General features: G+C 43.0%; 23 protein-coding genes. 11 read left to right on the top strand and 12 right to left on the bottom strand.

Features of this window, described 5'->3' with window-relative positions; all coding sequences use genetic code 11:
* Positions 1–47: 47 nt before the first annotated feature.
* A complete protein-coding gene (locus tag R2Q85_RS01115; RefSeq protein WP_316809892.1) occupies positions 48–1883 on the bottom strand; it encodes a UbiD family decarboxylase in 1836 nt (611 codons plus the stop codon).
* A 92-nt stretch (positions 1884–1975) separates the two neighbouring features.
* Entirely contained in the window at positions 1976–2455 is a 480-nt protein-coding gene (locus R2Q85_RS01110; RefSeq protein WP_316809891.1) for a DNA starvation/stationary phase protection protein, read from the bottom strand.
* A gap of 191 nt (positions 2456–2646) precedes the next feature.
* Here R2Q85_RS01110 and R2Q85_RS01105 point away from each other — a divergent pair, with 191 nt between their 5' ends.
* Complete coding sequence (locus tag R2Q85_RS01105; protein WP_316809890.1) at positions 2647–3849, top strand: LysM peptidoglycan-binding domain-containing protein; 1203 nt, start codon at positions 2647–2649, stop codon at positions 3847–3849.
* Complete coding sequence (locus R2Q85_RS01100; protein WP_316809889.1) at positions 3839–4480, top strand: uridine kinase; 642 nt, start codon at positions 3839–3841, stop codon at positions 4478–4480. Before R2Q85_RS01105 ends, R2Q85_RS01100 begins: the two co-directional genes overlap by 11 nt.
* On the opposite strand, the gene R2Q85_RS01095 is transcribed toward R2Q85_RS01100, so the two are convergent.
* The 5 genes from R2Q85_RS01095 to R2Q85_RS01075 all read right to left on the bottom strand — a co-directional run bounded on the left by R2Q85_RS01095 (position 4477) and on the right by R2Q85_RS01075 (position 9972).
* Positions 4477–5136, bottom strand: coding sequence for a CoA transferase subunit B (locus tag R2Q85_RS01095; protein WP_316809888.1), 660 nt, complete (start codon positions 5134–5136; stop codon positions 4477–4479). The genes R2Q85_RS01100 and R2Q85_RS01095 overlap by 4 nt on opposite strands.
* A gap of 12 nt (positions 5137–5148) precedes the next feature.
* Positions 5149–5850 carry a CoA transferase subunit A gene (locus tag R2Q85_RS01090; protein WP_316809887.1) on the bottom strand — a complete coding sequence of 234 codons (702 nt, stop codon included), beginning with the start codon at positions 5848–5850 and terminating at the stop codon, positions 5149–5151.
* 49 nt (positions 5851–5899) lie between these two features.
* Positions 5900–7000 carry a PQQ-dependent sugar dehydrogenase gene (locus R2Q85_RS01085; protein ID WP_316809886.1) on the bottom strand — a complete coding sequence of 367 codons (1101 nt, stop codon included), beginning with the start codon at positions 6998–7000 and terminating at the stop codon, positions 5900–5902.
* A gap of 63 nt (positions 7001–7063) precedes the next feature.
* Positions 7064–9442 carry an endonuclease MutS2 gene (locus R2Q85_RS01080; RefSeq protein WP_316809885.1) on the bottom strand — a complete coding sequence of 793 codons (2379 nt, stop codon included), beginning with the start codon at positions 9440–9442 and terminating at the stop codon, positions 7064–7066.
* Between the two features lie 2 nt (positions 9443–9444).
* On the bottom strand, positions 9445–9972 hold the full coding sequence (locus R2Q85_RS01075) for a DUF4296 domain-containing protein (protein WP_316809884.1): 528 nt from the start codon (positions 9970–9972) through the stop codon (positions 9445–9447).
* A gap of 70 nt (positions 9973–10042) precedes the next feature.
* On the opposite strand from R2Q85_RS01075, the gene R2Q85_RS01070 reads away from it, so the two are divergent.
* The 6 genes from R2Q85_RS01070 to R2Q85_RS01045 all read left to right on the top strand — a co-directional run bounded on the left by R2Q85_RS01070 (position 10043) and on the right by R2Q85_RS01045 (position 17754).
* Positions 10043–10732: a YggS family pyridoxal phosphate-dependent enzyme gene (locus R2Q85_RS01070; RefSeq protein ID WP_316809883.1), complete on the top strand. Its 690-nt coding sequence runs from the start codon at positions 10043–10045 to the stop codon at positions 10730–10732.
* Positions 10729–11208 carry a GNAT family N-acetyltransferase gene (locus R2Q85_RS01065; RefSeq protein ID WP_316809882.1) on the top strand — a complete coding sequence of 160 codons (480 nt, stop codon included), beginning with the start codon at positions 10729–10731 and terminating at the stop codon, positions 11206–11208. Before R2Q85_RS01070 ends, R2Q85_RS01065 begins: the two co-directional genes overlap by 4 nt.
* A 77-nt stretch (positions 11209–11285) precedes the next feature.
* The gene (locus R2Q85_RS01060) at positions 11286–12092 is read left to right on the top strand and encodes a DUF3298 and DUF4163 domain-containing protein (RefSeq protein WP_316809881.1); all 807 of its coding nucleotides are present in this window, start codon (positions 11286–11288) and stop codon (positions 12090–12092) included.
* An 87-nt stretch (positions 12093–12179) separates the two neighbouring features.
* Positions 12180–13454 (top strand): aspartate kinase, encoded by a 1275-nt coding sequence (locus R2Q85_RS01055; RefSeq protein ID WP_316809880.1) that lies wholly within the window; start codon positions 12180–12182, stop codon positions 13452–13454.
* A 9-nt stretch (positions 13455–13463) separates the two neighbouring features.
* Positions 13464–14648, top strand: a complete 1185-nt coding sequence (locus R2Q85_RS01050; RefSeq protein ID WP_316809879.1) for a hypothetical protein — start codon at positions 13464–13466, stop codon at positions 14646–14648.
* Between the two features lie 100 nt (positions 14649–14748).
* Positions 14749–17754, top strand: a complete 3006-nt coding sequence (locus tag R2Q85_RS01045; RefSeq protein ID WP_316809878.1) for a DUF2723 domain-containing protein — start codon at positions 14749–14751, stop codon at positions 17752–17754.
* A gap of 57 nt (positions 17755–17811) precedes the next feature.
* On the opposite strand, the gene R2Q85_RS01040 is transcribed toward R2Q85_RS01045, so the two are convergent.
* The 5 genes from R2Q85_RS01040 to R2Q85_RS01020 all read right to left on the bottom strand — a co-directional run bounded on the left by R2Q85_RS01040 (position 17812) and on the right by R2Q85_RS01020 (position 22401).
* Positions 17812–18447: a peroxiredoxin gene (locus R2Q85_RS01040; RefSeq protein WP_316809877.1), complete on the bottom strand. Its 636-nt coding sequence runs from the start codon at positions 18445–18447 to the stop codon at positions 17812–17814.
* A 72-nt stretch (positions 18448–18519) separates the two neighbouring features.
* Positions 18520–19464 carry a DUF72 domain-containing protein gene (locus R2Q85_RS01035; protein ID WP_316809876.1) on the bottom strand — a complete coding sequence of 315 codons (945 nt, stop codon included), beginning with the start codon at positions 19462–19464 and terminating at the stop codon, positions 18520–18522.
* A 90-nt stretch (positions 19465–19554) separates the two neighbouring features.
* Positions 19555–20715, bottom strand: a complete 1161-nt coding sequence (locus R2Q85_RS01030; protein WP_316809875.1) for a glycoside hydrolase family 16 protein — start codon at positions 20713–20715, stop codon at positions 19555–19557.
* 18 nt (positions 20716–20733) lie between these two features.
* On the bottom strand, positions 20734–21828 hold the full coding sequence (locus R2Q85_RS01025) for a serine protease (protein ID WP_316809874.1): 1095 nt from the start codon (positions 21826–21828) through the stop codon (positions 20734–20736).
* A 6-nt stretch (positions 21829–21834) separates the two neighbouring features.
* Entirely contained in the window at positions 21835–22401 is a 567-nt protein-coding gene (locus R2Q85_RS01020) for a sigma-70 family RNA polymerase sigma factor (RefSeq protein ID WP_316809873.1), read from the bottom strand.
* A 471-nt stretch (positions 22402–22872) separates the two neighbouring features.
* Between R2Q85_RS01020 and R2Q85_RS01015 the strand changes: the two genes are divergently transcribed.
* The 3 genes from R2Q85_RS01015 to R2Q85_RS01005 all read left to right on the top strand — a co-directional run bounded on the left by R2Q85_RS01015 (position 22873) and on the right by R2Q85_RS01005 (position 25187).
* On the top strand, positions 22873–23085 hold the full coding sequence (locus R2Q85_RS01015; protein ID WP_316809872.1) for a hypothetical protein: 213 nt from the start codon (positions 22873–22875) through the stop codon (positions 23083–23085).
* A gap of 103 nt (positions 23086–23188) precedes the next feature.
* Positions 23189–24535 (top strand): adenylosuccinate lyase, encoded by a 1347-nt coding sequence (gene purB, locus R2Q85_RS01010; protein ID WP_316809871.1) that lies wholly within the window; start codon positions 23189–23191, stop codon positions 24533–24535.
* A gap of 100 nt (positions 24536–24635) precedes the next feature.
* Positions 24636–25187 carry a NifU family protein gene (locus R2Q85_RS01005; RefSeq protein WP_316809870.1) on the top strand — a complete coding sequence of 184 codons (552 nt, stop codon included), beginning with the start codon at positions 24636–24638 and terminating at the stop codon, positions 25185–25187.
* Positions 25188–25191 lie beyond the last annotated feature (4 nt).

The raw sequence follows: 25191 nt of genomic DNA, 5'->3' as shown, positions 1-25191 counted from the left end.
ACCATTTCTTCACATGATAAAAAGGCCGGTTTAAACTCCGGCTTTTTTTATGATAAAATCCCGTGTAAAGAAGCCCCTTTAAGCGCAAATCTTTCTATGTTCCTTTCCACAGTCTCATCTTTGATCAGTTCTGGCGCATGGTGCGGCTTTTTACGCGCATCAATGATAACCGCCCCCCTGCAGCCCCAATGTTTATGATGGATAAAACTCCCCAGTCCATGTATATCTACTGCGGGATTGCTCCTGGTGAAAGTGACCCAAACCAGGTTGTGGATGTTCTTTGCCGTAAACTGTGCGTCATCGCACAAAACGATCAGTGCAAGCCCCTCAGTTTGCTGTCCCTTTAAATGCTGTTCCAGTAAAATGAGCTCCTGTTCAGTATGTGCCTGGTCAATATAGGAATCGGACTTAACAGCCAGAACACCCGGGATAGCCAGTTCATAACTTTCAAACGGCTCCGGCAGTGTAAAGCCTTTGGGCAACGCATTGATCAGTATTCTTTTTTGGACGCCTGCGGCGGCAAAAACCACTTTCGACCCACTATTGAGTCCATCACCGCTATAATCCAGTGTATCTATAGTCGTATTGGTATGGAAATGAAGGTCTGTTTTAAAGTCCATCCTCGAAAGTACATGCTGCATAAAACCGGAAAGGTCATGCGTATCCAAATGCTCATCATCTTCCCTGGCAGCAATAAACAGGTATTTGGCCAGGCTAAGCTGGTTCTTTCCTAAAACATGGTTGGCGATGGTCAGGATCTCCTGAGGTCTGCGTTCCTTTAGAAATGGAGTATACCTTTCGCTGCCTATAGCAAACAATAAGGGATGGACGCCGGCAGCGTCAACAGCATTTACTTCTTTTAAACCGTGGATCTCTTTCGGCAGGGCTGATCCGGCAATTTCATGGATCAAGGCACCAAAACTGGTGTCCTCCTGGGGCGGTCTGCCTACTACAGTGAAGGACCAGATGGCATCCTTACGGTGGTAAACCTGATGCACTTTCATCAAGGGAAAAGGATGGGTAAGGCTGTAATAACCCAGATGATCACCAAATGGCCCCTCTGGTTTATTCTCTTGCGGATAAACCGTTCCGGTAATTACAAAATCAGCATCGGCTGAAAGGCAAAAACCTTCTTCATCATAAAAATACCGAAACCTTCTATTACCTAAAGCCCCGGCAAAGGTCATTTCCGAAAGCCCTTCCGGCAAAGGCATCACTGCAGCAAGCGGGTGTGCCGGCGGTCCGCCAACAAAGATACTAACCTTCAGGGGCTGGCCTTTGGCATTTGCTTTACTCTGGTGCACTCCTATTCCACGGTGGATCTGGTAATGCAGGCCTATTTCCTTATTGAGTTCATAATCGTTACCAGCCAGCTGGATCCTGTACATGCCCAGGTTGGCATTCAAAATTCCCGGCTTATCTATATCTTCTGTGTACACCTGTGGCATAGTAATGAAAGGTCCCCCATCCATAGGCCAGTTCACGATCTGTGGCAATTCGCTGATGGTGGTTTTACTGAACACCGATTTAAAGGTTTGTTTTAAGGGCAATGCAGTAAGGGCTGTAAAGCCGATACCTGGAAGCTTCAAAGGATTTTTAAGGGCTTTAACAGGATCGGAACGCAGGTTTACCAGTTGCTCTACTTTGGGCAGGCTATCCCTGAACATGAACTTGGAACGTTCAAGTGTACCAAACAAATTCGAAACAGCCGGGAATTTACTCCCTTTAACGTTTTCAAAAAACAGGGCAGGTCCTTTTTTTTCATATACACGTAAATGAATAGCCGCCATTTCAAGATAAGGATCCACCTCTTCTTTTATGCGAATTAAATGACCATGTTTTTCCAGATCTGCCACGCAATCTGCTAAGCTTTTATATCCCATCGGTTCAAAGATATTAAAGAATTATGGTTTTAAGTATGCCTGTTAAACAGAAAAGCCCTGCTTGCGGGCAGGGCTTTTCTGTTTAACAGGCATTACTTTTTCCCGGCAAAGGAACGCAGCATCCAGGTATTTTTCTCTTTAAACTGCATAAACCTGTTTACCATATCATTGGTACCGTCGTCACCGGCTTTATCTGTGGCTTCCAGCAGGTCGCGCTCCAGTTCAATTAATTTAGCCATATCTTCCAGAATGGCGTCTACCATATCCAGGTCTTTCATGCCTATGGTATTGATCTCTTTAATGGCTGATTCTTTGATATAATCTGCGAAACGGCTGTGCGGTGGCTTGCCCAGGGTAAGCACACGCTCTGCAATCTCGTCAATAGTCAATTGGGCGTTGGTATACAACTCTTCAAATTTAATGTGTAAGGTAAAAAAATTCTGGCCTTTAATATTCCAGTGGCAACCTCTTAATTTCTGGTAATGGATATGGTAATTGGCCAGGTAATCATTTAACATGTCTACTACAGGTTTTACTTGCTTTTCGCTTAAACTGATTTCTTTTGCGTCCATGGTATTTATTTATTTTTATGCTTTTTGTTGTATATTGAATACTTTTAAGCATAACAGTTAACTTAAAAAATGGTTTTTAAAAATGTTTCCAAAACAAACAATAGGACCATAAAAAGAACGTTTAATAATCGAATTCGACGCTTTATTTATATTATTCGTATAATTGCCCTTTAAAATTTACAAAGACATTAATGCATAAATATTATATAGTATCCGTATTCGCTCTTCTTTTAAACCTGTCGGCCAGTGCGGCCAGGCCCAGGGATTCGATAGGAGTAGAAAACTATAACGGAAAAAAACTCATTGTACATCAGGTGGTTGCCAAAGACACCTATTACTCCATGGGCCGGCGTTACAATGTTGTTCCCAAAGACATCATGACCTTTAACGACAATAAGTTTTTACAAATTGGCGTCATCATTAAAATACCTACAAACATCCCTTTTAATGCAACCGCAACTGCCCCCGGCAAAATAAATAATGCAGCTGTTTCCAGGGGTACCGGCGATGCAGAACTGACAGAACATGTGGTGCAGAAGAAGGAAAACCTGAACATGCTGGCCGAGAAGTATGGCACAACAGTTAACGAAATTAAACGGGTTAATAACCTGAATTCAATAAACCTCCAGATTGGACAGTTGCTGAAAATCCCCGGAAGACCAGCAGAACAAGTACCTGACCAAAGTGCCCAGTTACCGGCAGTACAACCCAAAAAAGAAACTGTACAACCCAAAAAAGAAACTGTACAACCCAAAAAAGAAGAAACTCCCGTTAAAACATCCATACCTCCTGAAAACAGGTATAAAAAAACGGAACAGGCTCCTGCAAAAAATGAACCTGCAGCAGAAAAACAGGAAGCACTTCTGGTACACACCGTTGGCTCTAATGAAACCATATATTCCATAGCCACCACCTACAAAATGACAATGGACCAGTTAAAGGTCAAAAACAACCTGAAAGACAACTCGTTGTATGTTGGTCAGAAACTGCTGATCAGGGGCCAATACCCCGTAAAAACTGCGCATACACCTGAAGATAACCCTGCGGACACCTTAAATTCCATTAAAGATCCGGCCTTAAGGTATCCTGCAAGCCGGTACGGCCTGAACCAGATGGACGAGAAAGGAACAGGCATCTGGATTGCCGATGCAGACCTGGACCCTTCAAAAATGCTGGTACTGCACCGTACTGCCCCTATTGGAACGGTAATGAAAATCACCAATCCCATGACCAACCGCTCTACTTTCGCCAAAGTTGTTGGTAAATTCACAGAGAATGAATCCACAAAAGATGTGATCATTGTAATGACTAAAGCTGTTGCTGACGCACTGGGTGCCTTAGACAAGCGGTTTTATTGCAATTTAACCTACGGCGGCCAGGACAATGAACAATAAACCTTTCCTGATTGGTATTGCCGGAGGCAGCGGCTCGGGCAAGACTTTTTTTTTAAACTCTTTTCTGCATCATTTTAAACAGGACGAAGTAACCCTGGTTTCACAGGATGATTACTATTTCCCAGCCGGAGAAATGACCCAGGAAGAGAACAAATTATACAATTTCGACCTGCCCTCGACCATCGATCACGAACAGTTTTTGCTCGACATTAAAAAACTGATGAAAGGTGAGGTCATCTATAAAAAGGAGTACAATTTTAACAATCCCCTGGCAGTTACCAAGATCCTGGAGATCAGCCCCGCACCTATTCTTATTGTAGAGGGCCTTTTCATTTTACATTTTAAAGAAATAGCCGCTTTATTAAACCACAGGATCTTCGTGGAAGCGGAAAACAGCGTTGCCCTGCAACGTCGCATCAGACGTGATGGAATGGAACGCGGTTATCCGGAAGATGATGTGCTGTACAAATGGCATAACCATGTCGTGCCTGCATACCAGCAGTTCCTGCTTCCCTATAAGGGGACATGCGATACCATCGTGATCAACAATAACGACACACCTGATGACATCATTAAAATAACGGAAAAGATCTCTGGAGACCTGAAAGAAAAATACTGCAAAAAAGACTAACTCAATACCATTTCCGGGATATAATCAGCTGCAAACAGCTTACCCCTGGTAGATTGCCTGATAAAATCGACATTCACACCCGGTGCCCTTTCCAGCAGTTTAAAGCCTCCTTCGGGCAATACATCCAATACAGCAAGCTCGGTTACAATCTTCTTGATACATTTTACACCGGTTAAAGGCAAAGTACATTCGGGCAACAACTTGCTTTCCCCTGCCTTGTTCACATGCTGCATGGCAACAATAATATTTTTAGCAGAGGCCACCAGGTCCATAGCCCCGCCCATCCCTTTAACCATTTTACCAGGAATTTTCCAGTTGGCAATGTCCCCGTTCTCAGATACCTCCATAGCTCCAAGAATGGTCAGGTCAATTTTCTGGCTCCTGATCATCCCAAAACTTAAAGCCGAATCGAAAATAGATGATCCCGGTAAAGTAGTAATGGTCTGTTTACCTGCATTGATCAGGTCGGCATCTTCCTCCCCTTCAAAAGGGAAAGGTCCCATACCCAAAAGGCCATTCTCCGACTGCAGTACCACATGGATTCCTTCCGGGATGTAATTGGCTACCAATGTCGGAATACCAATTCCCAGGTTTACATAATATCCGTCGCGTATTTCTTTTGCGATACGTTGCGCAATTCCGTTCTTGTCCAGCATATTTTTATGGAACTATCCTTTGGTTCTTACTGTGCGTTGTTCAATTCTTTTTTCGTAATTCGCCCCTTTAAAAATGCGGTGAACGAAGACACCCGGGGTATGGACCTGATCGGGATCAAGCGCCCCGGCTTCCACTAGTTCTTCCACTTCAGCAATGGTTACTTTGCCTGCCATAGCCATCACCGGATTAAAATTTCTGCTGGTAGACCTATAGATCAGGTTGCCGGCCGTATCTCCCTTCCAGGCTTTTACGATGGCAAAATCAGCTTCAAAGGCATATTCCATCAAATAATCCTTACCCTTAAAATTCCTGATCTCTTTACCTTCAGCCACCTCAGTTCCCACTCCTGCTGGTGTAAATATGGCTGGCATTCCATACCCGGCTGCCATACACCTGGTGGCCAGCGTACCTTGCGGAATCAGTTCTACTTCCAGCTCTCCGCTCAGCAGCTGTCGTTCAAACTCCGCATTTTCACCTACATAAGAAGAGATCATCTTTTTAACCTGGCGCTGCTGCAGCATTAAACCAATGCCAAAATCATCTACTCCCGCATTATTGGAAATACAGGTTAAGCCTTTAACGCCCTTTTTTACCAGCGCCGCAATACAGTTTTCCGGAATACCGCATAAGCCAAATCCGCCAAGCATCAGGGTTTTGCCATCGTCAATATCTTTTATCGCTTCTTCAGCACCTGAAACAACTTTATTGATCATATCCTTAGATTTTGCTGCTAAATTATACTATATCCGGCGAACCGACCAACTATTTGGCAATTTCTATGATCTTATCGTTGCTGCCATTGCTGCTGCCGATGTATATTTTTCCATCAGGCGACTGACATATGGCCCTTAAGCGGCCAAATTCATTTACAAAAAAATCTTTGCTCCCCAGTATTTTATCACCAGCCTCATTCAGCTTAAGCTGGGTAAATTTCGAAGCTTTTAAGCTGAGCAGCAAGAGGGAGTTTTTAAACTGGGGGATGAAGTCCGAGTTGTAATGGGTTAAACCGGAGGTAGCAATGGTAGGTGTCCAGGCCATTAAGGGCGCTGCCACATTGTTTGCGCTGCAAAAAGTTTGTTCTGCCGGCTTATCGCAAAAGCCTTCCACGTTCGGCCAGCCATAATTACGTCCTTTTTCAATCAGGTTAACCTCATCGTCGTTATTTGGCCCGTGCTCTGAAGCATAAAGTCTGCTACCCACTTGTACCAGCCCCTGCGGATTACGGTGCCCGTAAGTCCAGAGCCTGTTGTTCGGGATCGGATTATCAGCAGGAATGGATCCATCCATATTTACCCTCAGTATTTTACCGGATAGCGAACTTGTGTTTTGTGCATTTGCAGCAGCACTGGCATCTCCGGTAGTGATCAACAGCTTTTGATCGCCGGTAATCAACAGCCTCGATCCGTTATGGATAGATGCCGCCGGAATAAGATCAAGTATCGTTAAAGGTGAGGCTAAACTGCTGCCCGAATAGGTATAGCGCACCACCTTTTCCTTATAGCCCGAACCGGAATTGTAATTGTAAACCACATATACCCATGGATTGGTATTGAACTGCGGGTTTATGGCCATGCCCAGCAAGCCCCCTTCTCCATCTGAAACCACATCGGGCACATTCAGCAATAAAGTAACCGCACCGGTCTGCGGGTTTACGCGACTGATCTTGCCCCCACGCTCGGTGATCCACAATTGCTGGTCAGGGCCGTAAACCATTTCCCATACGTGCGAAAGACCGGTACTTACAGTTCTTGTTTTCAATTCCACATCCGGAAGCTGCTCCTCTTCCTTGCCGGGTGTTTTATTCTTTTTGCAGGCATAAAAAGCAAGCAGCAGGGTAAAGATACTTATAGCGAGGGTTTTCATATTTTTTAGATTTGAGGTCAGGAAAATAAGTTATATAATATAACACACTCATTTTAAATATGTTTAATTAAAATAAACATATGTAATACCATCACCACCGCGGTCAGCATGCTCATCCTCTACACGGTTCACCTGGCTGTACTTTTTAAGGTATTCCCTGATCAGCTTTCTCAAAATGCCATCCCCCTTACCATGGATCAGCTTCACAAATGGAAAACCCAGCATAATGGATTTGTCCAGGTACTTTTCCACTTCATGCAGCGCATTTTCGCCCCGCATCCCCCTAAGGTCGAGCTCCGCGTTAAAATTGCTGATGGCCTCAGCAACACTACCGGTATAAGAATTGCGCTGTGCTGCCTTTTTTGCCTCTTTATTACTAATCTTATACACCCTGTTCTTTTTTAAAACAGAACGCAGGTCGCCAAGCGCCACCACCATGTTGTCCCTGTTGATCTCCAGAACCTGGCCTGTGGTTTCACTGTCCTTCAGCTGTATCCAATCGCCCACTTCAATAGGTGTATTCAGGTTCAGCGGCATAACAGGCTCCGGTTTTTCCGTTTCCTTTACCTGGTTTTGCACCAGTACTTTCTGGAGGTTTTGCCTCAGTTCCCTGGTTACCGTTTTGTCTGCCTGCTTGTCTTTAATCTCTGCAATGGTATTTTCAACCAGTTTATTTGCATTTCTAATGATGCTCTGGGCCTCCAGCTTCGCTTCCTTGATCAGCACCTTTTTGTTCTCGTCCAGAAAAGCTTTCAGTTTTTCGTTTTCAGCTACCAGGTTCCTCACCTTGTTCTGCTGATTGGACAAATGGAGTTTGGTATCGTAGATCTGTTTCTTCTCCCTTTCCAGGTCAACCAGTAAACTGTCTACCCGGTTCTGATTGGTCCCTGTTTTAGCCCTTGCCAGTTCAAGCACTTCCTTTTGAAGTCCGATATTCTGTGCAATCTCAAAGGCATAGGAGCTGCCTGGCTTGCCCATTTCCAGGATATAAAGCGGCTTCATCCGGTCATTATCAAACAGCATGGAAGCATTTTCAAGCCCGGGCGTATTGCCGGCAAACAGCTTTAAATTAGAATAATGGGTAGTAATCACCCCTCTTACTTTTTTATTGTTCAGTACTTCCAGCACCGCTTCCGCCATGGGGCCGCCAAACTGCGGATCGGTACCCGTGCCAAATTCGTCAATCAGCACCAGGGATTTTGGTGTAGCATGGGCCACAAAATAGCGCATTTTGGTAAGGTGGGCACTGTAAGTACTCAGGTCACTTTCTATAGACTGGTCGTCACCGATATCGGCAAAGATATGGTCAAATATCCCCACTTCACTCGATTCATGAACAGGGATCAGCAAACCAGATTGCACCATCAGCTGCAGCAGGCCAACTGTTTTCATACATACCGATTTACCACCTGCATTGGGCCCCGAAACCAATACGACCCGCAGTTCTTCGTTGATGTGGATATTTAAAGGCACCACCGTCTTTTTATCTTCCTTAAAGGAAAGGTACAGCAAAGGATGCCTGGCATTGATCAGCCTGGTCTTTGCCGCATTGATCAGCACCGGCATATCCGCTTCTACATCAATGGCAAACAAAGCTTTCGCCCGCACGAAGTCCAGCTTGGTCAAAAAACCGTGATAAGACAACAGTAAAGGTGTGTAAGGCCTCAATTCTGTGGTCAGCGCAATCAATATCCTGATGATCTCCCTGCGCTTGTCAAATTCCAGGTCCCTCAATTTATTATTTAAAGTAAAAACTTCCTCTGGTTCAATATATACCGTTTGTCCACTTGCAGATTCATCATGAACAAAACCTTTCAGCTTCCGTTTATTCTCGGCCAGCACCGGGATACACATCCTGCCGTCGCGTATGGTTAAACTGCCATCGGCAACCCAATTGTTGCTTACCGCCTGTTTGTAAATGGAATCCATGCGCTTACGTACGTCCTGCTCCGCTTTTGCAATGTCACCGATGATCTGCTGCAGTGCAGGCGATGCATTTGGTTTGATCTTACCTTTTGGATCAAGTACAGTTTCTATCTTTTTAAGGATGTTCTTTTCTACCGGCAGATGTTCAAACAAGGCCTCCAGGTTAGGATATACAGCCGCACGTTCTTCAAAAAAACGCAATACCGAAAATACGGTTTGCAATGAAGCGTACATCTGGTGCAGCTCATCCTCTACCAGGTAGGTACCTTCTACCCTGATCTTTTCGGCCAGGCTTTTAATGTCAAAAAAGGTACTGATCTGCAGGGGCTCCTGGTTTTCAAGGATACTTTTGAACTCCTGTGTTTGCCGCAAGAATTTATTGATCTGGTCAAATTTGGCCATCACCTGCATTTTTGCAACCATTTGTTGCCCCATTGGGCTTAAGCAATGTTTGTGGATAAGCTGTTTTACCTCATTAAAACCCAAACGCTCCAAACAATTTTCCGGATATAACATACTTATTTTAAATCTTTTGGCCCCTTATAGCGCATTTTTAATTTGATCACCTCCGTATGCTCAATAGGCAGATCTTTGCTTCTGGCAGTATCCCTCAGCAAAAAGTTGGACCAAAACAGAGAATCTGCCTTTCTTGTAGAATCAGCTAAAGCCCTCCGCCTTATTTTTAATACCTCATTTGCACTCATCAGCGAATCTGCTTTTACAATGACATCCCTCTCTTTGCCCAGTTTACCGGTTACTTTAATATAAATGGCATTCAATGCTTTAGGATCGTCGTAATAATAAGCCATGCTCCTGGCATACAAGGCCGAATCAATATTGTATTTTTTATAAATCCCTTTATAATAAGCTGCTGCGATGATCTTGGCAGAATCGGGACGGCCTACATTGTTAACCAAACCATCTGTCAGGTGGATATCGTGCAATACCATGGCCATATCATCCGGCTGTATGATATCCTTGGGTATACCCGGTTTACAGCCTGAAATGGAAAAAAAGACAATTAGGATATACAGAATTTTCCTCATTATGTTAAAACATCATTATTTCTTAGACAAAGTTCGCTAAGGTTATTAATTTTACCAAAAATACTGATAAATGAGTATAGCAGATAACTTATTAAAATATAAAAGCGAACTGGATCAGGCATCCGTCAAATTAATCGCGGTATCCAAGTATCAGCAAGCCGATGCAGTGTTAGCCGCATACCAGGCGGGGCAAAGGATATTTGGAGAAAACATTGTACAGGAACTGGTTGAAAAACAGGCTGAATTGCCTCAGGACATTGAGTGGCACCTGATCGGCCATCTGCAAACCAATAAGGTCAAATACATTGCTCCGTTTGTAAGTCTGATCCAATCAGTAGACAGTTTAAAATTATTAACCGAGATCAACAAACAAGCGGCCAAAAATAAAAGGGTGATCGATTGCCTGCTGCAGATCTATATTGCAGATGAAGATACCAAGTTCGGTCTTGGCTTTGACGAAGCCATAGCACTGTTGCGTTCTGATGAATTTGCGGCGATGCAAAATGTACGTATTGTTGGATTGATGGGCATTGCCAGTAACCATGCTCTAGAAAAACAAACATCAGATGAGTTTCATGAACTTAAAGTGCTGTTTGACGGCATTAAACTAAGTTTCTTTAGAAAGGCAGCTTATTTTAAAGAAATTTCCATGGGCATGTCCGGCGATTATAAACTGGCAATCGAGCAGGGCAGTACAATGGTACGCATTGGCAGCAACATTTTTGGAAAAAGAACGATTAAACATTACACAGCAGAATGAGCTTTACGATAAGAGTAGCAGTAAAAGAAGATTGCGCGAGATTACTGGAACTGGTAAATGAACTGGCTGTTTATGAAAGGGCAGCGGAAGAAGTTACGGTTACGCTGGATGAGTTCATAGCTGCCGGTTTTGGCGAAGAAAAAGTCTGGGACGCATTCGTAGCCGAAGAAAATGGGTTTATTGCCGGGTTTGCGATCTATTATACCCGGTACTCTACCTGGAAAGGCCGCCGTTTATACCTGGAGGATTTTATCGTAACCGAAGAATATAGGGGCAAAGGGATTGGAAAATTGCTTTTTGAGGCGGTCATCAAAGAAACAAAAGAAAAGAACTTTAAGGGCATGACCTGGCAGGTGCTGGACTGGAACCGGCCAGCCATTAATTTTTACGATAAATACGACGCCCAGCTTGAAGCCGGCTGGTTAAACGCCTCTTTTTCTACAGAAAAGGTTGCCGAACTGCGAAACCAGGTATAATGTTACCGGTAAAATACAAACCGCGTCAGAACTCATGAGTACAAAAAACAATAGCATATAACGAATAATAAATACCGATGAAAAAACTATATATATTGTTAATGGCAGCCAGCTTTTCAGCCTGCCAAAGCGAGCAGAAAGCCAGCAGCAATGCAGATACCACTGCTGCTGAAGCTGCAGATCAGTTGTCTTTTAAATATGATTCGGTTAAAGTGTACAGCAAACATCCTATAGCCGGCACCGAAAATCTGAAGGATACCACTAAAGCAGTGATCTCCTACCCGGTATTTGCAGATCAAAAAGTTAATCAGTTTATTGAACAAAAAGTAATGAATTCAGCCAACGAAGGAGAACACTACAGCTCTTATGAAGATTTCGCAACTGCTTTTGTTAAAAATTTTGACGATTTCAGCAAAGACAATGCAGCCTATGCACAAACCTGGTTTATGAATGGGAAGGTAGAAGTTATTGCACAACAGCCGGATTACCTTTCCCTATTGTACACTTATGTCAATTACGAGGGCGGGGCACATCCAAACAGTGCTTTTACCTACCTGAACTACAACCCGACAAATCATCAGGAAATCCTGCTCGATTCCCTGATCAAACCAGGCAGCATGCCAGCCCTAACTGCAATTGCAGAAAAGATCTTCAGAAAAAATGAAAAGATCTCCGCTACGGCCAGCCTGAAGGACAGCTACTTCTTTGAAAATGACAAATTTAGCTTAAACCAGAATTTCACCATTGCCAGAGAAGGATTAAAATTCCTTTACAACCCCTACGAGATCAAAGCTTACGCATTTGGCACAACGGAACTGCTTGTTCCTTTTGCAGCGCTCAAAGAAGTTGCAAGGCCCAACAGTTTATTAAACCCCGAAAATTAACAGATGAGACCATCATGAGTTTACGATTATCAATAGCAATGAGCTAAACATGATAGCTTCATCACAGTTAAAAAACATATTAATCCAATGAAAGTATTTAAATTTGGTGGCGCATCCGTGAAAGATGCCGAAGGAATAAAGAACGTTTCATCCATCATCAACCGCCATCAGGGCAATGAATTACTGGTTGTGGTTTCCGCAATGGGGAAAATCACGAATCAGCTGGAAGACTTGTGCAGGGCCTATCTGAACGGGCATGACGACATGCAGCAAATATTCGAGGCCATAAAACTGTACCATTTTAACGTTTTACACCAGTTGTTTGCCGATCACAGCCATCCGGTATATGATGAGGTGATGAACACTTTTGTAGAAATAGACTGGCTGATCGAAGAAGAGCCTGACGATGCCGCCGATTATATTTACGATCAGATCGTTTCTATCGGGGAGCTCGTTTCCTCTAAAATACTGGCAGCCTGGCTGGCAACATTGCGCAACGATGTCAAATGGCTGGATGCCCGCAATTACGTCCATACAGACAATACCTATCGCGAGGGATTGGTAAACTGGGATAAAACGGAAGCAGAGATCCGGAAAAACCTGGTACCTTTACTGCAGCAAAACATTGCCGTTACCCAGGGTTTCATTGGCAGTACCAGTGAAAACTTCACCACCACCCTTGGCCGTGATGGTTCTGATTATTCGGCCGCCATCTTTTCTGCCTGTTTAAACGCGTCCTCTTTAACGATATGGAAAGATGTGCCCGGTGTATTGAATGCAGACCCGAAATGGTTTGATGAAACCGAGCGTATTCCACAACTTTCCTATCATGATGCCATCGAACTGGCCTATTATGGGGCAACCATTATCCATCCCAAAACCATAAAGCCAATCCAGAACAAGAGCATACCCCTGCATGTCCGCTCCTTTCTTCAGCCGGAAGCCGAGGGAACCGACATTACTGAATTGAAGAACCACCTGCCTGTCCCTTCTTTCATTTTTAAGGTGAACCAGGCACTGATCTCTATATTCCCTAAAGATTTTTCTTTTATTATCGAAGAGAACCTGAGCGAGATTTTCAGCCTTTTCCATAAGCACAGGGTTAAAATCAATACCATGCTCAACTCGGCCATCAGTTTCTCCATCAGCTTTGATCATGACGCCCTGAAACTGGAACGCTTAATGGCCGATCTCTCTAAAGATTACAAAGTAAAATACAATACCAATGTAGAACTCGTAACCATCAGGTATTACAACCAGGAAACAATTGACCGGGTTTCGGTAAATAAAAACATACTTTTGGAAGTAAAAAGCAGGAATACCTGCCAGATTGTAATGCGTGATAAAATAAACACAGTATAAAACAGGTTATTGAACAAGCACATTTTAGACAACACCGTTCAGGACTACATCAGCCATCACTTAAACGATGATGTGCATAAAATTGCCATGGCCAAAAGTCCTTTCCCGGATATTGAAGCCCGGGAACTGGCGGGCCAGATTGCCGCGAAAAAAAAATCAGCGAAGAAATTACCTTCCTGGTATCATCAGGATGGCATTTATTATCCCCCAGCCCTTTCCATCGAACAATGCTCTTCAGAAAGCACTGCTGCCTATAAAGCAAAGCTGCTCAAAGGAAAGCATGTAATTGACCTTACAGGCGGCTTTGGTGTAGATGCACATTATTTTGCAAAAGCTGCTGAAACCGTATGCCATTGTGAAATTAATCCTGAACTGTCTGCAATCGCCGCTTACAATGCCGGCATATTTAAGCAGCACAACACGCAGTTTATAGCCACCGACGGGATCCGGTATCTGCAGGACAGCACGGCAAAATTCGATACCATTTATATAGATCCGGCCAGAAGAAGTACGGCCGGTAAGGTATTTATGCTCAAAGACTGCACGCCGGATATAACGGTACACCTGGACCTGCTGCTCGCTAAATCCCAAAAGATCATCATCAAAACAGCGCCATTGTTAGACCTTTCCGCAGGCTTAAAAGAACTTAAAAATGTAAGCGAAATTTACATCCTGAGCGTAAAAAATGAAGTAAAAGAATTGCTTTGGGTGTTGAAGAGTACAGCCACCAAGACCATACAGGTTACTGCGGTGAGCTTAAATGAAACACAAAAAGCATTTGGTTTTTTTAAAGGCGCTGAAGAAGTTACCGCAGCTAAATTACTGGAAAGTACTCCCCATGGCTATTTGTACGAGCCTGATGCCGCACTGCTTAAAAGTGGTGGATTTAACCTCATCGGCTTAAACTATGGGCTGAAAAAACTAAACATACAAACCCAACTGTACACTTCAGACCAGATCAACAGCTTGTTTCCTGGCAGGATATTTAAAATCCACCGCGTCATTAATCCTGGCGAGCTGAAGAAAGAAAAAATGCTCCGCGGAAATGTAATCGTCAGAAATTACAGGGACAGGGCCGAAAACCTGGTTCAAAAATATAAGATCAAACCGGACAAACATCAGTTCCTGATCTTCACGCAAAGCAGGAACGATGGCTACATTGTTGTTGATGCAACCATCATACAGCATTATTAACCACTTCGTTTTAACATTCTTTAACAAACTTTAACATTTACAAAGACCTGTATCCTAATGATTTATTTATTTTTGATTAACCCTAAATCAAAAACAAATCATGAACACCTATCAGCGTCTGAACAACCTTGCCGGTTTTATACTGTTTGGTATGGCCACTCTAGTTTACTGGCTTACCATGGAACCCACGCTTAGTTTCTGGGATTGCGGAGAATTTATAGCCGCTGCCCATAAGCTGGAAGTAGGGCACCAGCCCGGCGCCCCCCTTTTTCTGATGATCGGCAAGTTCTTCTCCCTGCTGGCCATGGGCAATACCACCAGGATCGCTTACTGGGTCAACTTCAGTTCCGTACTCTTCAGTGCAGCTACCATCATGTTCCTGTACTGGACCATCACCGCCCTGGCTTCCAAACTCTATCCTAAAGAAAAAAACAATATCCAGATCTTCAGCGTGATGGCAGCTGGCGGCGTTGGGGCCCTGGCCTATACTTTTTCTGACACCTTCTGGTTTTCGGCAGTAGAGGCCGAAGTATATGCGCTTTCAACACTTTTTACCGCCATTGTGTTCTGGGCGATCCTGAAATGGGAAAATGAACCTGATAACCGCTGGCTGGTATTCATTGCTTTCATGGTTGGCCTGTCCATTGGGGTACACCTGCTGAGCCTCCTGGCCATTCCAGCCATCGTGCTGGTCTATTATTATAAAACAGTGCCAAAGCCCGATGTAAAAGGAACCATTAAAGCATTGCTGTTTGGCTGCCTGCTGGTAGGCTTGGTGCAGTTTGCGATTGTGCAATACCTGGTACTCAGTGCCGCCCAGGCCGACCTGTTCTTTGTCAATACCCTGGGCCTCGGTTTTGGCAGCGGTGCCATCACATTTATCCTGATCGTCATCAGCCTGATTGCTTTTGGCATTCATTATACAGTTAAACACCGAAAATATAAGCTTAACCTGGCGCTGGTCTGTGTTGCATTTATTCTTTTCGGTTTCAGCTCCTATTTCATGATCGTGATCAGGGCAAATGCCAAACCAAACATCAACCTGTCCAATCCGGACCAGCCTTTTTCCCTTTACGGTTATCTTGGACGCACCAGTTACGGGGATACCCCGCTTTTATACGGCCGTACTTTTGATGCCCGGCAAACCGGCATCAAAGAAACCGGGACCGAGTACAGGAAAGGTGATGAAAAATATGAAGAATCTGGCAAAACCTATAAGGCCGAATACGACAACAACCTGATCTTTCCGCGCACTTACAGCCAGAAACCCAATCACATCGCCTTTTACCGCAACTGGCTGGGCCTCGGAGAAAACGAAACACCCGGTCTGGGCCAAAATCTGAGCTTTTTTGGCAGCTACCAGGTTGGCTTTATGTACATGCGCTATTTTTTATGGAATTTTGCCGGCAGGCAGAACGACATCCATAGCCAGGGCAGCTTTAAGGAAGGCAACTGGATCAGCGGGATAAAAAGTCTGGATGCCCTGCGTCTGGGGAACCAGGCTAAACTCCCGCCATCGGTTACAGAAAATGAAGGCAACAATGTATTCTATGGCCTGCCCCTGCTATTGGGACTGGCGGGAATTGTTTTTCTGTACCGGAAAAACAAACAGCTTACGCTGGTCATTGCCACACTTTTCTTTTGCACCGGACTGGCCATTATATTTTACCTGAACCAGGAGCCCTTACAGGTCAGGGAACGCGATTATGCTTACGTAGGTTCATTTTATGCCTTTGCCATTTTTATAGGTTTTGGTGTACTGGCCGTCAAGTCATTGTTTCAACGTTTTGCACCGGCTAAAGTAAGCCTTGCCATCGCAACCATATGTGGTCTGCTGGCAGCTCCGGTACTCATGGGCAGCCAGGGCTGGGACGACCACAACCGTTCTGGCAAACGGACCGCAATAGATTTTGCCAAAAACTACCTCAATTCCTGTGCGCCAAATGCCATCCTCTTTACCAATGCGGATAACGATACCTATCCATTATGGTATGCACAGGAAGTAGAAGGCATCAGAACTGATGTGAGGGTAGTGAACCTGCAGTTCTTAGCAGACAGCGACTACATCGATCAGCTAAAAAAACAAGCTTATCACTCTGCCCCGCTGCCGATTGCCATGGAACGCCATCAATACCAGAAAGGGGTACGCGATTACTTCCCTTACGTTGATTACGGCTTTACGGATAGTGTAGAACTCAAAGATCTGCTGGCCGTACTCACCTCAGACAGCAAGGAAGATAAAGTGGAAATGCAGGGCGGTTCTTTTGAAAACTTTCTGCCCACCAAAAAGCTAAAACTCAGTATCGATGCCCGGCAGCTGGTCAAAACAAAAACAATAGCTGCTAAAGACCTGAACAAAGTGGCCGCAAAAATGGAATGGGATTTTAAAAAAGATTTTGCCACCAAGGCTGATCTGGCCATTTTTGATATTCTGGTACACAACAACTGGGAAAGGCCGGTTTACTTCGGTTCTTCCCTGTCAGAGGACACCTATATCGGCCTGGATAAATACCTGCAGCTGGAAGGTTATGCCTACCGCCTGCTCCCTTATCAAAAAGCAGCGAACGACCACCGTGATAAATCTGAAGTAACCCATACAGCGGTCATGTACCACAATACCATGCGTAATATGAATTTCAAAGCCTTCCATAAAACGAAGTACCTTGATCCGGAAAGCCGCAGGGTAGCCAATGATACCTGGGTTTTTCAAAATGCACTGGCAAACAACCTGATTACTGAAGGAAAGAAGACCATGGCGCAGCAAGTTATGACAAAAAGCATAAAAGAACTTCCTTTAAAGCTATATTCCCTTCATGACACCCTGAACAGGCTGCAAACCATCAGCACCCTGAACCGCCTGAATGACCGGCAGAACGCCAGCTTACTGGCCAGACAAACGCTTTCCTTTTTAGACGGAGAACTGAGTTACATGGCGTCCCTGACGCCAGCGATGCAACATAGTTCTGTCCGTGACATCCAACTGGGCATGTATGTATTGAGCGAATTGGATGAATTAACCGCAAAAGGCAGGGAACCAAAACTAAATCAGCAGATCAAGGCAAAATTTCAGGAACTGGAAGAAATTTTTAGCAGAACGCTAAGTTAAAGGCCCATAAAAAAAGGCAGGATGTATATCCTGCCTTTTTTTATAACTATAATCAGCTTACTTATTTGGCTGAGGTGTTGTCCTCAGGTAGGGTTTGATCACTTTATGCCCTTTCGGGAATTTTGCAGGGATGTCTTCCGTTTTGATGCTGTTCATCACTACTACATCCTGACCATCTTCCCAGTCGGCTGGTGTAGCCACACTGTAGTTGGCAGTAAGTTGCAAAGAATCGATCACCCTTAATACCTCGTTAAAGTTACGGCCGGTAGATGCAGGATAAGTCAGCATCAGTTTTACCTTTTTATCTGGAGATATAATAAATAAAGAACGTACGGTTAAGGTTTCTGATGCATTGGGATGGATCATATCATACAGATCAGCCACTTTTTTATCTTCATCAGCAATAATTGGAAAATCTACCTCAGTATTTTGGGTTTCATTGATATCCTTGATCCAGCCTTTATGTGATTCCGCAGAATCTACGCTCAAGGCCAATACTTTCACGTTTCTTTTTTCAAATTCCGATTTTAATGCGGAAGTACGGCCCAACTCGGTAGTACATACCGGTGTATAATCTGCCGGGTGAGAAAACAACACCCCCCAGCTATCTCCTAAGAATTCATAGAAGTCAATGTCACCGATAGAAGTTTGTGCTTTAAAATTGGGCGCTGTGTCCCCTATTCTTAAACTCATAATATATATTTTAAGGTGTAAATAATTACGTATACAAGGTAAATAATAATGTCTACAAATTAAGTATAGTATTTAAAATAATTCTCTTTGTTTTGTAATTTCTTTAGGCTCATTGATGAAATCAACTTCGGCCACTTTAGCCCCTAAATGCTGGTTGAATTGCTGGATCGTATAATTTGCCAGGATCGGGGTATCCTTTTCATCGTGCTGGTGCAGAAAAAAGTATACCTTTTTTAATCCCTTATCCAGCCAGGTCTTTATCCTCGCTACCCAGTCGTCAATTCTTGCAAAGTCAGAATCCTTAAATTCCTGACCATTGCCTACAAAGCGGATAAATATTTCGGGGATAGTCAGCTCCATGTGCAGACAATCCCGTCTTCCGCTGGCGTCGGTAATTACCGCCCCCTTGTTTAACCTGGCCAGCAGTTCAAAAAGCCTGCTGCGCATATCCCGGTCCGAAAACCATTCTTCATGTCTCAGCTCCACAAAAACTCCCAGATCATGGGGCAAATGCTTCAGGTAATTTTCAAGTACTTCAAAATTTTTGGGGCCAAAGTTATCACCCAGCTGCAAAAAGCAGGGACCCAGGAATTTACCAAATTCAGAGATGCTGGACAAATACAGGTCGGTAGGTACTTCCGCATCCTTTAGCCTTTTGATATGGCTGATGGTCCTGGAAAATTTGGGGCAAAAAACAAAGCCGTTCACTGAATTTTCTTCCGCCTTAATCCGCCATTTGCGGATCAGTTCAGCATTAGGGATGCTGTAAAAAACGGCATTCAGTTCTATGGAATTGAAATGCTTTACATATTGATCCAGAAAGTCGGCTTCTTTCGTTTTTGGGGGGTAAATCATGTTTACCCATTCTTTTCGGCCCCATTTGGCGCAACCAATATAAAAATCAGGAGCTGCAACAGGTTTAAGGCCTTTCAGGGTCTCAGCAGTTTGTTTACCGTCTTCGGGCAGTGTAAAATCGACGCCGGCAAGGGCAGAGGCGGCTACCTTTCCAAAATCCATAGTTAAAAATAATTAATATCCGATACCTGCGAAACAAGATTTATGCCAGGCCATATAAATATAGCATTAAAAATTGGATGATCATATGGATCAGGGTTCTGCCACAACCTTGATCGATATGGCTACCGCTTTGGAAGAAATACCTGTTGTCTTGTCCACTGCTGTTACTGCACCGGTATAAATTCCCAAAGGGGTGGCAGGTGGAAGGGTAACAGCATCCCCACTGGCTATAAAACCACCATTTGCATACCATTTAATGGTAGATTTTGAGGGTTTGGACTTGATGGCAAATGTAAATGATTCCCCTTTGCGTTTCATGGCGTGTTTAACAGCAAGAACAGGCGCGGCAGGCCGGATTTTTGGCGGTTTGCCATAGCCTCCCAGCAATTTATAATAGCGTACGTAATCAATTTCATAGGTTTGGGGCAATGCTGACTGGTCAATTGTGCCCACAAAATTACCACCTACAGATAAGGCAAGCACCAGATTAAACCAATCGTCAAATGGCCAGTGGCTATGACCGCCACCATCATTTTTAAACTCAAAACTTTGCACATCGTTTATAAACCATCTGATATAATCAGGTGTCCAATCTATCCTGTAAATGTTAAATTTACCTGCATTCCCGGAAACAGAAGTCTGGTGCCCCGCTGGTCTTCCCCTGGCATAATTAAAATAACCGGAATGAATGTGGTTATGGATCAAATGTGGCGCATTTCCGTTAAGCTCGATCAGATCAATTTCTCCGCAATCAGGCCAGCTTTGTAAATTGTACCATTGATGGTCTTCTCCAAACATAAAAATTGCAGGCCACATCCCGCCGCTGACCGGTAATTTTGCGCGTATTTCAAACCTTCCGTACTGGAACATTCGTTTATCAAGTGTATTCAGCTTAGCTGAAGTAAACTGAAATCCATGGAATGCTTCTGCTCTGGCAATGATCTGAAGTGTATTGCCTTTTACAACAGCATTGTCAATTCTGCGGGTATAATATTGCTGTTCTTTGTTTCCCCAACCGTAATAGCCATTTCCCTCATCCAGTCCCCATTTAGCCGAATCTGGTGCCCCGGTATAGTTGAACTCATCTCCCCAGCTTATTGCAGGATTAAAACGGTACTTTTCAATGGATAAAACTGACCTGTCACCATTCAGGTCTGGCCCGAAAAAGCCTGCGTACGCAACTGAAAGCGATGTCAAGCCTATAATACAGCACACACAAGGCATTAAAGTTTTTAGCAGCAGGTGCTTCAAATTAACCTTAATTAATTACTAGTTGTAAACCTTGATCATAAAAACAAAATCCTGCATCTTCTCAATTTGTTTGGTAAGTTTCAGGCCTTGCAGCTGGTTATTCTTACCGGATGCGACCCTTCTCAGCAGAGAATCCTGTGGAATTGCGTTCAATGCTTCGGCAATGTATTTTGATTTTACCGCAAAAGCTGCCCCGTCCGTATTGCTCTCCTTAGCATTGATGATCCCGATCACATTTCCGTTATTGTCTAACAACGGCCCGCCACTGTTACCCGGGTTCACTGAAATGGCAACCTGGTACGCCAGGGTATCGCCGTTAAACCCGGTTTTAGAACTCAGGTAACCTTTTCCAAATACCACATCATCCTTAGGATAGCCCAAGGTATAAACCTGTTCGCCCATTCCTGCAACGCTCTTTTTTAAGGAATAAGGCAAAGCTGAAAGCGGAGAAAACCCCTTATCTGTAATTTTCAAAATGGCAATATCATTTACGGGATCACTATATACCATTTTTACTTTATAGGATTCTCCTTTATAGTTCTGAACATATATAGAGTCCGATTTTTCAATGACATGGTGACTGGTTAAAATATAACCATTTGAAGAAAGCGCAAAGCCCGTACCCCCAAATTTACCAGGATTTACGTTACTCGGTTTTGCAGGCTGGTTCGACTTTACATTTCTGATCAGGCTGTTTGTTGAACTTCTCAGGTTGTTCACTTCTTTATTCAGTTTTTCATAAGAACCCGTTTGCTGCGTGGTTTGCTGTATAGAATAAATGGTAACCACAGTTAAAAGGATAAAAGAAGCGGCCACAGCAATGGCGGCTTTATTTTTACGCCACAGGTTAACAATGAATGATGGATGCGGGCCAAGTTTTCTGCTCAGGCCATTCACATCAATCTGGTTGTGCACCAGGTTCATTTTATTTTTCAGCTCAGAAACTTCCGTATAATCAGCCAATGATTCCATAAAAACCTTATGAGCAACTACTTTATGATCAACAGCAGGATCATTTAAACGCAGCAGTTCAAAGGCTTTTGTTTCTTCCTCATTAAGTTTACCGTTCAGGTAATCTTCAATTATACCGGCTAACTCTATCTCGTTCCTCATATCAATTTAAGATTGAAAAAATAATTTCTTTAACCTTTGCAGGCATTTATACTTCTGTGTTTTGGCATTATCCGTATTGGTATAGCCAAACTTTTCACAGATCTCCTGCATGGAAAGGTTATTTATATAAAAATCCTGAATAATCGTCTTACAGGGTTCACCCAGGTGAAGGAGCGCCGATTGCATTTTTTCAAATTGCTGATCTTTCTCTTCATGCTGTTCTACATCCACCTCAACGGCTACCACATCTTCAAAGTCTGACAGATCATTTGATTTTTTGCTTTGCTGTGCAAGTTTTTTCAACCAAATGCGTCTGCAAACCGAGTAAATGTATGTTTTAAGTTTACTGCTTAATTCAAAATTACCGCTTTTTATTTTGTTGTATAAAACGATGATGCCTTCCTGATACACGTCTTTTGCATCATCCTCATTACCGTTGTTATTTAAAATAAACTGTAATATCATCGGAAAATACCCCGTATACAATTTATTTAGCGCCTCTTCTGAGTTATTTAAGATACCTAAAACAACCTCTCTATCTGTTGGAACTGAACTGCTTAACTTATTACTCACCAATTAATACCTTTATACGTGAATGGTAACCCAATGTTAGCTAAAAAAATTATTTTTTTCCTCTATTTTACTTTTAATACGCAAATCAGGCCTGAGTAACCCATTCCATACTTATCTTTTTTGTTACCTTTAATGGATAAGTGCCAGTATACGGCAGGTCATTGTGCACAAGAGGTTGATTAGGGGTTAGAAGGGTGTTGGATAGGGGTTGACAGACACGGCTCAAATGCCAAGCACAGTCAGAAAGAAAAAATAAAATTATCAAACAGACGAAAATAATACACCCTTTATGATATCTTTGCGCCGTTGGATGACTACCCGGTAAATTTATTTACCTGTAAAACAACTACTTAACGTTAAAAAGTACGATTAGTAAAAATAATTTTACTTTTTTTTGAAACAGCTGGGTTACCTTTTAAACTTTCGGGTATTAATCTGTAAAATTAATTAATTATTTAAAATAGAATTAGAATGAAAAACGCATTTAAATTTGGCTTTTTAGCTTTAGCAATCTCTTTATCAGTAGCAGCTTGTCAATCATCTGAAAAAACTGGCGAATCTGCAGATACTACTTTAACTGATACTTCAGCTGTTGTTACTACAGTTGATACTACAGTTACTGATTCAACTGTAAAAGATACTACAGTTAAAACTACAACTGAAGAAGTTAAACCAGCTCACTAAGCTAAATTAATTTTATAAAAGGCTTTGGATATTCCAAAGCCTTTTTTTTTGCCCAAAATCACTAATAATGTTACCTTTGCGCTTGTAAAAAACCCTTTAATTGATGAATTTATCTCCACTTCAAGCGATTTCTCCGGTAGATGGCCGTTACAGAAACACCACACAAAGTCTTTCTAAATATTTTTCAGAATCTGCATTGATCAAGTATCGTGTATATGTAGAAATTGAATATTTCATTGCATTGTGCGAGGCCGGCTTACCTGGATTAGATCAGTTTGATAAGGCTAGCTACCCTAAGCTGCGTCAGATTCATGAACAGTTTGACGATACCCATGCCCAGGAAATTAAAGACACCGAAAAAATCACCAATCACGATGTAAAGGCAGTAGAATATTTCATCAAAAAGCAATTTGATCAGCTTGGCCTTGCCGATTATAAAGAATTTATCCATTTTGGATTAACATCTCAGGACATCAACAATACCGCTATTCCTTTTACCTTTAAACTGGCGCTTGATGAGGTCTATTACCCGGCGATTACTGCGCTGATTGACAAAATAAAAGGACTGGCATCGGAATGGGCCGCAGTGCCATTGCTTGCGCATACACATGGTCAGCCGGCCTCTCCAACTAAATTGGGCAAGGAGTTTCTGGTATTTGCAGAGCGGCTGGAGATTCAATTAAAAACCTTAAAAAGCATTCCAAACAGTGCTAAATTTGGCGGTGCCACCGGAAACTTTAATGCCCATCATATTGCTTATCCAGGCATCAACTGGGTAAACTTTTCCAATAACTTCGTGAATGAAATTTTGGGATTAACCCGTGCACAACACACTACACAGATAGAGCATTATGATCAGTTTGCGGCACAGTGTGATGCTTTAAAAAGGATCAACAACATCATCATAGATATGGACAGGGATATCTGGGCTTATATCTCTAAAAACTATTTCAAACAAAAAATAAAAGAAGGGGAAGTAGGCTCATCGGCTATGCCACATAAGGTAAACCCTATTGATTTTGAAAATGCAGAGGGTAACGCTGGGATAGCCAATGCACTGTTCGAGTTTTTTGCTGCCAAACTGCCCATTTCCCGTTTGCAAAGAGACCTTACGGATTCAACGGTGTTGAGAAATGTTGGAGTGCCTATGGCGCATACCAGCATCGCCATTGCATCTACATTAAGGGGCTTAAACAAATTGCTGTTAAATAACGAAGCCATCAATGCCGACCTGGAGAACAACTGGGCAGTGGTTGCCGAGGCTATACAAACTATTTTAAGACGGGAAGCATATCCCAATCCTTACGAAGCGCTGAAAGACCTGACACGTACCAATCAGAAGATTACTGCAGTTACCATGGCAGATTTTATAGATGGCCTTGAGGTAAACGAGGAAATTAAAAAAGAACTGAAACAGATTACGCCTTTTAATTATACAGGTATCTTTTAAAGGCATTAAAGGCCTTGTTTAAGATATATGACCTAAAACAGACACCTGTAAAGGAAATTGCATCAATGAATTATTTATTTTTGTATAAAAAATTAAGACAATGACGATCAACGTATATACAGAACAGACTCCGAATCCTGCTACAATGAAATTCATGGTCAATAAATTATTGATCAATGGCAGTGAAGACTTTGCAACTAAAGAAAGCGCGGAACATTCTCCTTTTGCAAAGGAACTGTTTAAATTCAGCTTTGTTAACGGCGTTTTTTTTGCCAGCAACTTTGTAACCATCACCAAGACAGAGGGTACAGAATGGGCTGATATTGAACCTATCCTTAAAGAATTCGTAAAAGGTGCGGTTGAATCGGAATATAAGATTAAAGAAGATACCTCGGCTGAGGCACCTGCTTTTGAAGGTTCTGACCTGGAGATTAAAATACAGCAGATCCTGCACGATTATGTACGTCCGGCAGTAGAACAGGACGGTGGCGCAATCAGCTATAAGTCATTTGACGATGGTGTGGTTACCGTAGAACTCAGGGGTTCATGCAGTGGCTGCCCTTCTTCTACCATCACCTTAAAATCAGGCATACAGAATTTATTGCAGCGTATGGTACCTGAAGTTAAAGAAGTAGTGTCTGAAGCGCTATAAGCCA

This window comes from Pedobacter heparinus, assembly GCF_032678725.1.
Taxonomy (GTDB): Bacteria; Bacteroidota; Bacteroidia; order Sphingobacteriales; family Sphingobacteriaceae; genus Pedobacter; species Pedobacter heparinus_A.
This window is presented reverse-complemented; position numbering and strand designations above follow the sequence as displayed.

Bases quoted from the DNA above. Each gene is read 5' to 3' on its own strand.
- R2Q85_RS01080 (WP_316809885.1), bottom strand. From the start codon at position 9,442: ATGTTATATCCGGAAAATTGTTTGGAGCGTTTGGGTTTTAATGAGGTA.
- R2Q85_RS01070 (WP_316809883.1), top strand. From the start codon at position 10,043: ATGAGTATAGCAGATAACTTATTAAAATATAAAAGCGAACTGGATCAG.
- R2Q85_RS01115 (WP_316809892.1), bottom strand. From the start codon at position 1,883: ATGGGATATAAAAGCTTAGCAGATTGCGTGGCAGATCTGGAAAAACAT.
- R2Q85_RS01110 (WP_316809891.1), bottom strand. From the start codon at position 2,455: ATGGACGCAAAAGAAATCAGTTTAAGCGAAAAGCAAGTAAAACCTGTA.
- R2Q85_RS01045 (WP_316809878.1), top strand. From the start codon at position 14,749: ATGAACACCTATCAGCGTCTGAACAACCTTGCCGGTTTTATACTGTTT.
- purB (WP_316809871.1), top strand. From the start codon at position 23,189: ATGAATTTATCTCCACTTCAAGCGATTTCTCCGGTAGATGGCCGTTAC.
- R2Q85_RS01105 (WP_316809890.1), top strand. From the start codon at position 2,647: ATGCATAAATATTATATAGTATCCGTATTCGCTCTTCTTTTAAACCTG.
- R2Q85_RS01100 (WP_316809889.1), top strand. From the start codon at position 3,839: ATGAACAATAAACCTTTCCTGATTGGTATTGCCGGAGGCAGCGGCTCG.
- R2Q85_RS01005 (WP_316809870.1), top strand. From the start codon at position 24,636: ATGACGATCAACGTATATACAGAACAGACTCCGAATCCTGCTACAATG.
- R2Q85_RS01040 (WP_316809877.1), bottom strand. From the start codon at position 18,447: ATGAGTTTAAGAATAGGGGACACAGCGCCCAATTTTAAAGCACAAACT.
- R2Q85_RS01015 (WP_316809872.1), top strand. From the start codon at position 22,873: ATGAAAAACGCATTTAAATTTGGCTTTTTAGCTTTAGCAATCTCTTTA.
- R2Q85_RS01060 (WP_316809881.1), top strand. From the start codon at position 11,286: ATGAAAAAACTATATATATTGTTAATGGCAGCCAGCTTTTCAGCCTGC.
- R2Q85_RS01090 (WP_316809887.1), bottom strand. From the start codon at position 5,850: ATGATCAATAAAGTTGTTTCAGGTGCTGAAGAAGCGATAAAAGATATT.
- R2Q85_RS01095 (WP_316809888.1), bottom strand. From the start codon at position 5,136: ATGCTGGACAAGAACGGAATTGCGCAACGTATCGCAAAAGAAATACGC.
- R2Q85_RS01075 (WP_316809884.1), bottom strand. From the start codon at position 9,972: ATGAGGAAAATTCTGTATATCCTAATTGTCTTTTTTTCCATTTCAGGC.
- R2Q85_RS01085 (WP_316809886.1), bottom strand. From the start codon at position 7,000: ATGAAAACCCTCGCTATAAGTATCTTTACCCTGCTGCTTGCTTTTTAT.
- R2Q85_RS01035 (WP_316809876.1), bottom strand. From the start codon at position 19,464: ATGGATTTTGGAAAGGTAGCCGCCTCTGCCCTTGCCGGCGTCGATTTT.
- R2Q85_RS01025 (WP_316809874.1), bottom strand. From the start codon at position 21,828: ATGAGGAACGAGATAGAGTTAGCCGGTATAATTGAAGATTACCTGAAC.
- R2Q85_RS01055 (WP_316809880.1), top strand. From the start codon at position 12,180: ATGAAAGTATTTAAATTTGGTGGCGCATCCGTGAAAGATGCCGAAGGA.
- R2Q85_RS01065 (WP_316809882.1), top strand. From the start codon at position 10,729: ATGAGCTTTACGATAAGAGTAGCAGTAAAAGAAGATTGCGCGAGATTA.